Genomic DNA, 12854 nt, shown 5'->3' on the forward strand with positions numbered 1-12854 from the left:
GGTGCGTAAGCTCAGCTGATGCTCGACGTGCGCCGGCTGCGGCTGCTGTGTGACCTCGACCTGCTCGGCACGATCGCGGCGGTGGCGCGGGTGAACGCGTACACGCCGTCGGCGGTGTCGCAGCAACTGTCCGCGCTGGAACGCGAGGCAGGGGTGCCGCTGCTCGAGCGCACCGGCCGGCGGGTCACGTTCACCGCGGCCAACCGGGTGCTGGTCACCCACGCCGCGACGGTCCTGGCCGCCCTCGAACAGGCGACGGCGGCGCTGGCCTCGGCGTCGGACCGGCTCTCCGGACCGCTGCGGATCGGCGCGTTCCCCACGGCGGTACGGACGCTGCTGCCCCGCGCCCTCGTGTCGCTGGGCCGCGAGCACCCGGCCCTGGAACTGCGCGTGACCGAGCTCGACCCGGTCGCGGTGCCGCGTGCCCTGCGGGAACGGCAGCTCGACGTGGGCCTCGTGCAGGACTACGACGTCGCACCGGCGGCACCCGACGCGGACGTGGACACGACGCCGCTGCTGGAGGAGACGGTGTACCTGGCCGTACCCGCGCGGTCCGGCACCACCGGCCTCCCGGCGGCGGACGACTCGGCCTGGATCACCGCGACACCCGGGACGCTGTGCCACACGGCCACGATCCAGGTGTGCCGCGCGGCGGGATTCACACCGCGCACCCGGCACACGGCCGACGACTTCGCGACGGTGCTGGCACTGGTCGCGGCCGGTCAGGGGGTTTCCCTGGTGCCCGAGCTCGCCGTCGCGGACGCACCGCCGGGCGTACGCCTGACAGCACTGCCGCACCGCAGGCGGACCCGGATCGCCTGCCGGCGGGGAGCGGCGAGCCATCCGATGGTCGCGGCGTGCACGGCGGCGCTGCGCGACTCGGTCGCCTACTCTGCCGGGCATGTATAGGGCCGTGCTGCTGGACGTCTACGGCACCCTCGTGCACGACGACGAGACGTGGGCGACCGAGGCCGCCGCCGGGATCGCCGCCCGCTCCGGGGCCGACCCGGACGACGTCGCCCGGTACTGGTCCGCGCGCATCTGGGCGATGGCCGGCAGCGCCCACGGCCCGGACTTCCGCCGCCTCGACGACCTCGACGCCGCCAGCCTCGCCGAGACCGCGGCCCACTTCGGCACTCACGCCGGCCCTCCCCGCTATCCCGCCGGCCTTCCCGCGCCGTATCCCGACAGCCTGCCGTTCCTGGCGGCGGCCGGGCTGCCGGTCTGCCTCGTCTCCGACGCCGACCGGGACCGCCTGGAGCCGGTGCTGCACGGCCACGGCATTACGGCCGCCGCCGTGGTGACCAGCGAGGACGCCCGCGCATACAAGCCGCGCCCGGAACCGTTCCGGATGGCGCTGCGCCTGCTCGGCCTGGCCGCGGGCGACGTCCTGCACATCGGTGACTCCCCGGCCGCCGACCTCGCCGGGGCGAACAACCTGGGAATCGACACCGCTTTCGTACGCCGGGACGCCCGCCCGCTGCCACCCGGCGTGACCGCGACGTACACAGTGGACACCTTGACCGGCCTCCTGCCGGTGCTGGGCGACGCTCGCTAGTCCGCGACCCGCCCGGGCCGCCACATCCAGGCCCTGCCACTAACCGTCGGCCGTGTTCCGCACCACCGCGATGGGCGCCTACGACACCCGGGACACCGCGGAGACGTTCGCGGTGCCACCGACCGGGTGGCCGTCGGCTGGCAGCCACCCGGCCGCGTGGTTGCCGGCCGGGTGGTTGCTGGCTACTCAGCCGAGGGTGAGGGGGCGTAGTCCCAGCCTCGCCAGGTCGGCCGCCTCGTCCGGCGTTACCGGCGCCCGGCCGCCGGTCTTGCGCAGCAGCGTCACCGGATCCCACCCGAGCGCGCTGACGGCCGCCTGCCAGTCAGCGCCGAACAGCAACTGCTGCAGATGGCGCGCCGCCGCCGCGGTCAGCCATGGCCGCTGCTCCAGCGCGTCGGCGACGTCGAGACCGTGGACGGCCACCTCGACCACGCGGGTGGAAAGGAAGTCCGTCAACAGCATGGCGTCGCCGTGCCGGGTCCGCACGATCCGGCCGTCGCCTTCCGGACCGCAACTGGTGACCACGGCCGTCGCCGTCTCCGCCAACTGCCGCACGATCGCGGCACCGTCGAGGCCGGCCGCGCGGCCGCGTGCCGCGTCGACCCGGGCGGTGTTGGCCGTGCCGCTGAACCGGTGGTCGCGACGGTAGTAACCGGTGGCCGTCGTGTCCGCCCGCGGCGGCTCCGGCGCGGCGATCATGTCAGGTACGCGTGCCAGCACGGTGATGACGTGACCCACCACGTCGCGGACCCGCCAGGGAGCGCACCGGGTGGCCCGGTCCCACGCCGCGGGCGCCAGCTCACCGAGGGCGCCGACGAGCGCGTCGGCCTCAGCCCGGAACGCGACGAGTGCGGAGCCGTCCTCGGTCATGTGCATCCTCTTCTCGCACGGCCTGACTGCCTCCGTTCTGTGACCGCGACTCCGGCAACCCCGCCACGCCGGCGCCGAGACCCGTCGTCGGGCGGCGGTGGCGTGCGAGGCGAACCTGGCGTACACGGCGTTCTCCTTCGTCGTCGCGGCGTTCCTTTCCGTCTTGTGGCGGGGCGGCGCCGACCGTACCCGCGACGCCCGCACACCGTGGCCGGCCGGCGAGACCCGGCCCCCGACGGTCCTGCTCGGCGGTTCGGCTCCGCTCGCGGGTGGCAGCTCGGCTCCGTCAGGCGTCGGTTCTCGTGGGTGGCGGTTCGGCTCCGTCAGGCGTCGGTACTCGCGGGTGGCGGTTCGGCTTCGTCAGGGGTCACTTCTCAGGGGGTGACCATCGGGCTCCGTCAGGGGTCGGTGGTTTCGAGCGGGGTTCCCGGGCGCCAGCCGCGCCGGCGGCCGTGGCGGATCGCCGCGGCGAGCAGGATCACCAGGACCACGGTGCCCGCGCCGATCGCCGCCACCAGCATGGACATGTCCCGGGCGCGGGCACGGCGGTCCGCGAGGGCCACCGCCGCCGGGTCCTCGGTGTGGACGACCACGGGGGCGACGGCCGGCGGGGTTTCCGGGCCGAGCGTCTCGGTCAGCGCCCGGTACGGGTTGAGGATGCCGAAGCCGTACTCGTCGCTGCGGGCGCCGCCGGGGGCCGGGTCGGCGGTGGCGAGGATGCGGCGGGCGACCTGGGCCGGCGTCAGCGACGGGAACCGCTGCCTGACCAGCGCGGCCGTCGCGGAGACGAACGGGGTGGCGTAGCTGGTGCCCTGGCCGGAGGTGTGGCCCGAGCGGCGGGCGGCGATCGTCACGCCCACGCCGGGTGCCATCACGTCGACGTACTCGCCGTGCTGGGAGAAGTCGCCGCGGACGCCGTCGGCGTTGATGGCGCCGACCCCGATCACTCCGGGGAAGGCCGCGGGATACGGCGTCGGGTTGCCCTCGTCGGGGGCGCCGTGGTTGCCGGCCGCCGCGACGACCACCACGCCCCGGTCGACGGCGCGGGCCACGGCGGCGCGGACCGCCTCGCTCTTGTCCGTCATCACCAGCGACATGTTGATGACGTCGGCGTCGCCGCGGGCGGGGTCGGCCGCCCAGTCGATGGCCTGGGCGAACTTGGCGGGGCTGGCCGGCCCGCTCGGCGCGGACCCGCGGTCGGTGTCGACCTGCTCGCTGACGCGCACCGGCACGACCGTCGCGCCGGGAGCGAGCCCGCGCAGGCCGGCCGACTGCCTCGGGGCGGCCGCGATGATGCTGGCCACCGCGGTGCCGTGCCCGACGCAGTCCTGGCGGCCGTCGGCATTGCCGTGCAGGAAGTCCCGGCCGGCGGCGACCTGCCCGCGCAGCTGCGGGTGTGTGGCGTCCACCCCGGAGTCGATGACGGCGACGCGCACCCCGGCACCGGTCGCGAACGGGGCGAGCCGTTCCGGCGCGAACAGCTGGTCCTCGTACGGCTGGGCGTCGCTGACCTTGGCGACGCCGGGCTGCTCGGGACACACGTACGCCTTGGCCTGCGCCGGCGCGGCCGGAAGCAGCATCGCGACCACCACGGCGACGGCTCCCGCCGCCCTGCTCTTCTTCATGCGTACCCCCGATCGGCTTGGATGCTACCGAGGCGGCGGGTGCGGCGGGGACCCGCGGCCGGATGGTCAGCGGATCGTCAGAATCGGTGTGAGCAGCGACGCGATTGACCGCCTCGGCGGCCCGCCGCTAGGTTGTGAGGACCATCTGCGGCGTCGTGAGGGAAACCGGTGAGAGTCCGGTGCGGTCGCGCCACTGTGAACGGATCCTGCGGGGTCCGTGAGTCAGGACGCTCACGCGTCGCAGGCCTGTCGATCGGGACGCGTCATCCCGCAAGGAGGTCTGATCCGTTATGCCCAAGGTCCAGGCGGTTCGCCCGCTCAGCCCGGCCACCGTCTCCCCCCGCATGCTGTGGACGGCGACCGGCGTCGTCGTCGCCCTGCTCCTGCTCGCCTACCTGGTCGCGTTCGACCAGGGCGCCGTCTCGCGCAGCGGCATGTTCCTGCACGAGCTGATGCACGACGGCCGTCACCTGCTCGGCGTCCCGTGTCACTGACGCCGGCGGGCACGGCGCCGGGCTACGGCGCTCTCCTGCTGCGGGGGCTGCTGGCGGGTCTCATCGCGGGCCTGCTCGCGGGCGCTTTCGCGTACACGTTCGGCGAGCCGAAGGTGGAAGCGGCGATCGCGATCGAGGAGGCCGCGTCCCACGCCGAGGCCGCGGCACCGGCGGCAGCGGGTCACGCGCAGGACAGCGCGACGGCGGACGACCACCACGGCGAGGACGCCCTGGTGTCACGCAACGGCCAGAAGGGCGGCCTGTTCCTGGCCACGGCCCTGTACGGCGTCGCCATGGGCGGGCTGCTCGCCACGGCGTACGCGTTGCTGCGCCGGCGTTTGCGCACGGCGCACGACTCCCGGGCCGCGCTGGGTCTGGCCGGCGCGGCGCTGCTCGGGCTGGTGCTCGTCCCGTTCGTGAAGTACCCGCCGAACCCGCCCGCGGTCGGCGATCCGGCCACGATCGACCAGCGCACGATCAGTTACCTCTCGGTCGTGGTCATCGGCCTGGTCGCGGTCTGGGCCGCGGTGCTCGCGTCGCGCTCGCCGCGCGTCGGCGCCCCGGAGTGGGTACGCGCCTGCGCCGGCCTCGGCGCCTTCCTCGTCGTCGTGGTCGTCGGGTATGTCCTGCTGCCCAACATCGACGAGGTGCCGTCCACGTTCCCGCCCAGCCTGCTGTGGAATTTCCGGCTCAGCTCGCTCGGCACCCAGGTGACGATGTGGACGGTGCTCGGGCTGGCGTTCACGGCACTGCTGTCGAGGCTCGGCCCGGTTCGCCCGGCCGTGCCGCGGGAGCCGTCGGAGTCCGTAGCGGTGTGACCGGTCTGCGGCTGCTCGCCAGCGCGCCCACCGCGGCCCTGCGGGGTGCGCGGTTCGGCGGGGACGAGGATCTGGACGAGGGTGGCCGGCGGGCCGCCCTCGCCATGTCCCCGCCGGGGCGCGGCGACCTGTGGGTGTGCGCGCCGTCGCGGGCCGCACGCGAGACCGCGCAGGCGCTGGGCCATTCGGCGATCACCGAGCCGGCCCTGGCGGACCCGGACTTCGGCCGCTGGGACGGTCTGGGCCTCGACGAGGTGACGGTCGCCGACCCCAAGGGGCTCCAGCAGTGGCTGACCGACCCCCGAGCGGCCCCGCACGGCGGCGAGTCGCTGGCGCGGGTCCGGGAACGGGCCGGAGCCTGGCTGGACGCGATGGCCCGCCAGCGGGTCGTCGCGGTCGCGCACCCGATCGTCGTACGGGCGGCGCTGACCCACGCCCTGCGCCTGCCGGACGAGTCGGTGTGGAGCCTGGAGGTGGCCCCGCTGTCGCTGACCCGCCTGACCCACCGCGCGGGCCGCTGGCACCTGCACTTCCCCGCCGCCCCGTAGCCACCCACGCGGCTCAGCCACCCACGCGGCTCAGTCCAGCACCTCCCGTGCCCCCTCTGCGACCAGGGCCGGCTGCGCGCAGGGGGGGGGGGGGGGGGGGGGGACCGCGATCACCGATGCCCCGCCTCGGCCGTGACCAGCGCCGCACCGTTGCCCTCCCCGCGAACGTCTCCGCGGTGTCCGGGGTGTCGTAGGCGCCCCAGCCATCACCGTCCGCGGCGCCGGCCAGTAACGCTTCGCTTTCCCGCGCGGAGCGCGGTGCACCGGTCACCTTGCTCGCCCGGCCGGCCGTCGCCTCGCCCACGCTACGTCCGGGGCCGCGGATTCCGGCGCCGTCGTGGCCGGCCATCAGGTCGGCGGGCGACTCGACATCGTACGCCGAAGAGCGCCGGTTCCCCGATGTTGTCGTACCCCGGCGATAGGCTCGGTCCCCGATGGCAGACGACGACCTTTCCCCGACGCCGCGGCCCGTGCCGAAGCAGACGGTGCTGACCGTGACGATCCCCGACGAGACGCCGGGTTCCGAACCGGTGCCCGAGACGCGCCCGTGCGCGCACTGCGGACGCTCGGTGCCGCAGCGTGCCTCGGCGGGGCGGCCGTTCCGCTACTGCCGCGACAACGACGGGGAGTGCCAGCGGGCCTCGCGCAACGTGCGGATGCGGCACCGGGCGTCGCCGGGGCTGGCCGGGCAGGTGGCCCGCACGTGGGAGGTCGTCGACCGGCTGGACCAGCTCGTCGGCACGCTGAGCGAGGCCCTGCACGCCGAGATGTCGCCGGCCGGGGTCGAGCGGCGGATCGCCGAGGTTCGCGCGGAGACGTCCCGGCAGATCGCGGCCGCCCACACCGAGCGCGACGACGCACGCCGCGACGCCGACCGGGCCGCCGAGGCCACGGCGGTGGCGGTGCAGGAGGCCGCGGCCGCCCGCGCGGAACGCGACGACGCCCTGCACGCCGCCCAGGCCGCGCACCGGCTGGCGGAGTCCGCGTCCGCCGACGCGCGCCAGGCCACGGCGTCCCGCGACGAGGCGCAGGCCACAGCGACCGCGGCGGCGGCCCTGCGGGTCCAGGCCGAAGCGGATCGCGACGCGGTCCGGCGCCAGCTCGACGAGGCCCGCCGTGAGTCCGATTCCGTACGTCGTGAGCTCACCGAAGCCCGCCACGAGGCCGCGACCACCGCCCGCGACCTCGACCGAGCCCTGGCCGGCGCGGCGGCAACCCGAGCCGAACGCGACGAGGCGCTGGCCACCCGCGACGCCGCCGTGGCCGCCAGTGACGCGGCCGCTCGGGAGCGCAACGCGGCCCACCGTGAGCGGGACGAGGCCCGCGCGCAGCGGGATGCGGCCGTCGCGGCCCGGGACGAGGCCCGGGCCCAGCGCGACGCCGCGGCCGCAGCCGGCGAGCAGGCCGTCGCCGAGCTCGCCCGCACGGTTCAGGAGTCGGCGGCGCTGCGGCGTACCGTCGAGGAGGCCCGCGCGGACGCCGAACGCGACCGGGCCGCGCTGGCCCGGGTGACCGCGGAGCTGGCGGCCGTGCGCGAGGCGGCGGAACGCGACGCCGAGCACCTGCGCCGGCGAGCGGAAGCGGCCCGCGCGGAGGGCGACGCCGCCCACGAACGGGTGGCGCAGCTGTCGGCCCAGGTCAGCGACCTGGCCTCGGCGCTGGCGTCGCTGGGGGCCGGCCGATGACACCGCCCGCCGACCTGCCGAACCCGTCGGTGAGCACGCTGGCCGTGCCCGCGACTGCCCGGGACCTTCACACGGCCACCGGCGGCTGGGTCTCCGGCAGCGTGGACGCGCCGCCGAGCGGATCAGGTAGCGAGGGTGTGCCGCCGAGCGGATCAGGTGATGAGGACGCACCGCCGAGCGGATGGTGGTGAGGGTGTGCCGCCGAGCCGATCCGGTGGTGAGGACGGGGCAACCGGGCCTGCGCGGAGGATCGGGGGCGCCACGCCCGGCCCGGCTCCTTTGCCCGACGTCTTTTGCCCCGAACTCTTCCGCCCCGACGTGGACGGGACCGCGAAGCAATTCGTCGCCCGGAGCGTCGCGTGAGGCCCCCGCGGACGACGGGCTGGTTGCGGGTTGCGAGGGTGGCCGGCTCGGTGTCGGGGCTGGGCCCGCGGTCGTGCCTGCGCTGTCCCGCGCGGAGCGCGGCGGCGCGCCGGCGAGGCGCCGTGTGGCAGCGAGTGGGCTGCGCGGCAGCGGGGTGGGTCGCGGTGGCCGGTGGGTCACGGCGGAGGGTGGATTACGGCGGAGGGTGGCTCGCGGTGGCCGGTGGCTCGCGGCGGGGTGGGTCGCGTGATCGCGGAGGCGTGCGCGGATCTGGATGGGCGGGCTTGGGCATGGCTGGCTGGCCCCTGTGATCGCCGAGGCCTGTGCGGGCCTGCCAACGGGCGGCGGGGCTCGGGTTGCGGCGTGGCGGGGCTCGGGCAGACTGGTGGGTGGGGTGCCGGGCCGGGTGGGGCTGGTGCTATCCGACCGAGTGACCGACATCGCACTATCCGTAGATCGCGCAATATCCCGTAAAGTGGACCAAGGTCCACTTCAGGACAGGGCTGAGTCGGCCGATAGGGGACACTGCCGGTTACGCTCGGAGCGTTAACACCGTCGACACACGGCGGTCGCCCAGGAATCCCGCGACCGCCCCTTTCGTTATACCAACGCAAGTAGCACCACGAGCGAGGGGAAAGCCGATCATGGGCGAACGCATGCTGCGCGGCAGCCGACTTGGCGCAGTCAGCTACGAGTCGGACCGCAACACGGAACTGGCGCCCCGGCAGACCCGCGAATACCTGTGCGTGAAGGGTCACCAGTTCGAGGTGCCGTTCGCCGTCGACGCCGAGGTGCCGATCACCTGGGAGTGCAAGTTCGACGGCAGCGTCGCGCGACTGGTCGACGGCAACGAGCCGGAGCAGAAGAAGGCGAAGCCGCCGCGTACCCACTGGGACATGCTGCTGGAGCGGCGCTCGATCTCGGAGCTGGAGGACATCCTCAACGAACGGCTCCAGGAGGTCCGCACCCGCCGCGGTCGCTGACCGGCACAGCACCGATCATCGCCGTTCCGCCGACGAGGGCGGGACGGCGATCTGCTGTGCGCACCCTGCGACACCACCGGAAGCCGCGGAGCCTCGGGGCCCCGCGGCTTCCGCACACCAGCCCGCCGGCGCCGGCGACGCCGACCGTAAAGCGGCACGTAGGCCACGTAGGCAAGGTCACCGCGAGTCCGAGCGAGCGCCGATCGCCGCCTTCCCCGGCCCCCGGCGGGTTCCGGGTCTCCGCAGGGAGGAACTCGCTCCGCTCGGTCCGGGCGCCTCTCCGCCGAAGCGCGCCACCCGGCCGCCGAGGGTGGCCGGAGTCAGCGCCCCGCACCGGGCCACGGGCGCCGCCCAGCACGATCACATTCGGTCGCGCGGGGGCGGCCGGCGCGGGTCAGCGGACGATCTCGCCCTCGACGACCTCGCCCGTGACGATCGGGCCCGGCGGGACCTCGCCGGCGGGGGTGCGGGTCGCCGTGGGTGGTTCGTCGACCGGGTCGGATTGGCGTACGCGGACGTATCTGGGGCCGAACAGGTCGCCGGCCACCGCTGACGAGACGCGGCGTTCGGTGAAGCGTTCCACGCCGTGGCGGGCCAGGGTGCGGCCCGGCGGGACGACCAGCAGCAGGCCCGCCAGCGCCGACACGAAGCCGGGGACCGCGAGCAGCAGCGCGCCGAGCAGGCCGACCAGCGAGTTGCTCACCTGGCTGCCCGGGGGGCGTCCCGCCTCGGCGGCGGTGCGGAAGGCCCGCCAGCCCCGGATGCCTTCGCGGCGCAGCAGGGCCAGGCCGGCGATGCTGGACACCGCGATGAGCAGGACCGCCCAGCCGGCGCCGAGCGCGTGCGCGACCGCGACGAACGCGGCGATCTCGGCGACCGCGAGCAGCAGCAGCCCCACCGGTAGCAGAGCCAGGCCTCGACGCATTCCCCTCACCCTCCCGAAGGACACTCTCCCGCAGGAGACTCGTCCAGCATGACACGGGCGTGCGCGGTCACGGCCAGGTCGAGGGCTGCTTCGGCTTGCGGCCGAGCCTGTTCAGCAGGGCCTCCTTGCGGGCCGTCGCCCCCCACACAGTGACCCTGAGCAGCTGTTCCTTGAAGATGTTGCCGCTCATCTTGCTGACGCCGTGTTCGCGCTCGGTGAACGTGATCGGCACCTCAGCCATCCGGAAACCGCGCTTGTACGTGCGCCAGGCCAGCTCCACCTGGAACGAGTAGCCCTGCGACGCCACGGTCGACACGTCGATCGCGTCGAGGACCGGCATCCGGTACGCCCGGTAGCCGCCGGTGGCGTCCTTGAACGGCATGCCCAGCGCCATGCGGATGTAGATGTTGCCGCCGCGCGAGAGCAGCAGCCGGTGGATCGGCCAGTTGTGCACGCTGCCGCCGGGGATGTAGCGGGTGCCGAGCACGGCGTCGGTGTCGCGCAGCGCGTCGAGCAGCTTCGGCAGCTCCTCCGGGGCGTGCGAGCCGTCCGCGTCCATCTCCACGACCGCGTCGTAGCCCTTGTCCTTGGCCCACGCGAAGCCGGCCACGTACGCGGCGCCGAGGCCTTCCTTGCCGGCGCGGTGCAGCACGAAGACGTGGTCGTCGGCGGCGGAGATCTCGTCGGCGATGGCGCCGGTGCCGTCGGGCGAGTTGTCGTCGGCGACGAGGATGTCCACGGACGGGACGGCGCGGCGGACCCGGTCGGTGATCAGCCGTACGTTGTCCGCCTCGTTGTAGGTGGGGATGACCACGAGCACGCGGCCGACCCCCGGGTATCCCTCCGAGCCCGCTGCCGTCGGGTTCGCGTCGCTCACCGTTCCTCCGTCGTTCGCTCTGCGGCGCTGTCGTCGCCGCCCCGCCGCCTGCGTCGCAGCGGTGCCGCCGCGGCCAGGGCGAGCAGGGCCAGCGCGACCGCCGCGACCTCCGGCCAATGTCCCAGACGAGTGGCCAGCGTACGCGGTCCCCCGACGTGCATGTCATGCAGGACCACAGCGTCCACATTGAAGCCGGTCGCCCCGTGGACCCGCCCGTCGGTACCGGCGAAAGCGGACACCCCGACGGTGGACACCATGAGCGCGTCGCGGCCGTGCTCGACGGCGCGCAGCCGTACCATCGCGAGTTGCTGGCGTGCCTCGGCCTCGTTGAACGTGGCGTTGTTCGTCTGCACGGCGAGGATCTGCGCCCCGCCGGTGACAGTGTCGCGCACGATCCCGTCGTACGCGACCTCGAAGCAGATGACGTCGCCGACGGTCGCCGCGGGGGTGCGCACCACCCCCGGGTGGTCACCGGCGACCATGTTCTGCACGAGGTCGACCTTGTCGGACACGAGCCGCGCGATCGGGCGCAACGGCATGTACTCCGCGAACGGTACGGGGTGCCGCTTCACGTACACCTGGTCGAGGTCCGGTCCGGTCACCGGCATCCACAGGATGCCGGCGTTGCGGATCTCGCCGGGCACGTCGCCGCGCAGGACGGTCCCGACCAGGATCGGTACGCCGATGGCGCTCGCCGCCGCGGCGATCTGCTGGGCGGCGTCCTGGTTGCGCAGCGGGTCGATGTCGCTGGAGTTCTCCGGCCAGATGACCAGCTGCGGCTGCGGCTTGCGGCCCGCGCGTACGTCCTCGGCCAGCCTCTCGGTGGCCCGCACGTGGTTGAGCAGCACCGCGGCGCGCTGCGCGTTGAAGTCCAGGCCGAGGCGCGGCACGTTGCCCTGCACGACGGCGACGGTGGTGGTGGCCGGTGCGGGCCGGGCCGTCGGCACGAACGCCGGGCCGGCGACCAGGGCGGCCAGTACCACCGCGAACCCGGCGGCCGGCAACCACGTGCGCGGCCGCCAGCTGCGCCAGGCCAGCGCGACCAGCGCGCCTCCGGCCGCGGCGACCGCGAACGTCACCAGCGGCGCCCCGCCGGCCACGGCCAGCCGCAGCGCCGGCGCGTCGTCCTGGGCGAACGCGAGCCGCCCCCACGGGAACCCGCCGAACGGCGCCCGGTCGCGCAGCGCCTCCTGCGTCACCCACAGCAGCCCGGTGAGCAGCGGCCACGCCGCCCGGAACCGGTCGGTCAGCGGCGACAGCCAGGCCGCGGCAATGCCCAGCAGCGCCAGGTAGCCGGCCTGCGCGAAGGACAGCAGCATCCACGGCAGCCAGCCCGCGGCGATGCGGGTCCAGTCGAGCAGCGGCACGAACAGCACCAGCCCGGCGATCAGGCCGACGCCGAACCCGCCGCGCAGCCGCCGCCGGTGCGTCGCCGCGGCCAGCAGCGCCACGCAGACCGGCGCCAGCCACCACAGCCCGTACGGGGGGAACGACAGCAGCAGGCCCGCGCCCGAGATCAGCGCGAGCACGACGGACACCCACCGGGGCAGCGGCCGGACGCCGGCCGGGCCCGGGGCCGCGGCGCCCGCCGGCGCGGGTGTCGGCTGAACCGTCATCAGATCCACCCGCGGAAGGCTACCTGCCAGGGATCACGGAACCGTCGCGCCCGGGCAGCGGGCACGGCGGGCGGGAAAGGAAAGGGAATCGGGGCGCGGCCCGCAGACCACGCCCCGATTGCTCCCAGAGATCTTCTTCCGGGCCGGTGCGCCGGAACGATGTAGCGGGACCTTCGGACCGACCCGCCACGGGCTGGCTGCCCGCGTCACGCCGTTGTCTACTGGCCCGTTCCACCCCCGACCCGCACCGGAAAGACGCGGCAGGTCCGCGCCGCCCCGCCGACCCCCACCCCCTGGACCTGGCGTACGCGTGAGGTTCGGGTCTTGCCGCGTGGCCAGTGGGCGAAGGAACGAAGCGAACAACAACCGCTACCCGGAAAAGGACCCGTCGACGGTACGTCGCACCCCCGGCGCCTTGTCAACCGGGTCACCCGTACCCGGGCGTGTCGCGTTCCTCGGCGTGTCTCGCCGCAAGCCGAGGCCAAGGTCCGC

At 74.7% G+C, this 12854-nt stretch carries 12 protein-coding genes and 1 riboswitch; of the genes, 7 read left to right on the plus strand and 5 right to left on the minus strand.

Going from position 1 to position 12854, the window contains the following annotated elements; all coding sequences use genetic code 11:
- The first annotated feature begins 18 nt into the window (after window positions 1–18).
- Complete coding sequence (locus tag CLV70_RS00185; protein ID WP_106124260.1) at window positions 19–909, plus strand: LysR family transcriptional regulator; 891 nt, start codon at window positions 19–21, stop codon at window positions 907–909.
- Window positions 902–1558, plus strand: a complete 657-nt coding sequence (locus CLV70_RS41625; protein ID WP_106124261.1) for an HAD family hydrolase — start codon at window positions 902–904, stop codon at window positions 1556–1558. The genes CLV70_RS00185 and CLV70_RS41625 overlap by 8 nt, the downstream gene beginning before the upstream one ends.
- A gap of 186 nt (window positions 1559–1744) precedes the next feature.
- Here the strand turns inward: CLV70_RS41625 and CLV70_RS00195 are convergent, their stop codons facing one another.
- Together CLV70_RS00195 and mycP are read right to left on the minus strand one after the other, a co-directional pair.
- On the minus strand, window positions 1745–2428 hold the full coding sequence (locus tag CLV70_RS00195) for a maleylpyruvate isomerase N-terminal domain-containing protein (protein WP_106124262.1): 684 nt from the start codon (window positions 2426–2428) through the stop codon (window positions 1745–1747).
- A gap of 398 nt (window positions 2429–2826) precedes the next feature.
- Complete coding sequence (gene mycP / locus CLV70_RS00200; RefSeq protein WP_106124263.1) at window positions 2827–4053, minus strand: type VII secretion-associated serine protease mycosin; 1227 nt, start codon at window positions 4051–4053, stop codon at window positions 2827–2829.
- 132 nt (window positions 4054–4185) lie between these two features.
- Window positions 4186–4336: riboswitch (adenosylcobalamin (AdoCbl) riboswitch) on the plus strand.
- 7 nt (window positions 4337–4343) lie between these two features.
- Between mycP and CLV70_RS00205 the strand changes: the two genes are divergently transcribed.
- From CLV70_RS00205 to CLV70_RS00225, 5 genes are all read left to right on the plus strand, one after another.
- Window positions 4344–4547 (plus strand): CbtB domain-containing protein, encoded by a 204-nt coding sequence (locus CLV70_RS00205; RefSeq protein ID WP_106124264.1) that lies wholly within the window; start codon window positions 4344–4346, stop codon window positions 4545–4547.
- Window positions 4538–5365, plus strand: coding sequence for a CbtA family protein (locus CLV70_RS00210; RefSeq protein ID WP_106124265.1), 828 nt, complete (start codon window positions 4538–4540; stop codon window positions 5363–5365). Before CLV70_RS00205 ends, CLV70_RS00210 begins: the two co-directional genes overlap by 10 nt.
- Window positions 5362–5913, plus strand: a complete 552-nt coding sequence (locus tag CLV70_RS00215) for a histidine phosphatase family protein (RefSeq protein WP_106124266.1) — start codon at window positions 5362–5364, stop codon at window positions 5911–5913. The genes CLV70_RS00210 and CLV70_RS00215 overlap by 4 nt, the downstream gene beginning before the upstream one ends.
- 434 nt (window positions 5914–6347) lie before the next feature.
- The gene (locus tag CLV70_RS00220) at window positions 6348–7598 is read left to right on the plus strand and encodes a coiled-coil domain-containing protein (protein WP_245907932.1); all 1251 of its coding nucleotides are present in this window, start codon (window positions 6348–6350) and stop codon (window positions 7596–7598) included.
- A 1007-nt stretch (window positions 7599–8605) separates the two neighbouring features.
- Entirely contained in the window at window positions 8606–8944 is a 339-nt protein-coding gene (locus CLV70_RS00225; protein ID WP_015622005.1) for an RNA polymerase-binding protein RbpA, read from the plus strand.
- Window positions 8945–9338: 394 nt separating this feature from the next.
- On the opposite strand, the gene CLV70_RS00235 is transcribed toward CLV70_RS00225, so the two are convergent.
- From CLV70_RS00235 to lnt, 3 genes are all read right to left on the minus strand, one after another.
- Entirely contained in the window at window positions 9339–9869 is a 531-nt protein-coding gene (locus CLV70_RS00235) for an FxsA family protein (protein WP_106124267.1), read from the minus strand.
- 67 nt (window positions 9870–9936) lie between these two features.
- Window positions 9937–10746, minus strand: coding sequence for a polyprenol monophosphomannose synthase (locus CLV70_RS00240; protein WP_106124268.1), 810 nt, complete (start codon window positions 10744–10746; stop codon window positions 9937–9939).
- On the minus strand, window positions 10743–12362 hold the full coding sequence (gene lnt, locus CLV70_RS00245; protein WP_106124269.1) for an apolipoprotein N-acyltransferase: 1620 nt from the start codon (window positions 12360–12362) through the stop codon (window positions 10743–10745). Before lnt ends, CLV70_RS00240 begins: the two co-directional genes overlap by 4 nt.
- Window positions 12363–12854: the final 492 nt, after the last annotated feature.

The organism is Pseudosporangium ferrugineum, assembly GCF_003002065.1.
Taxonomy (GTDB): Bacteria; Actinomycetota; Actinomycetes; order Mycobacteriales; family Micromonosporaceae; genus Actinoplanes; species Actinoplanes ferrugineus_A.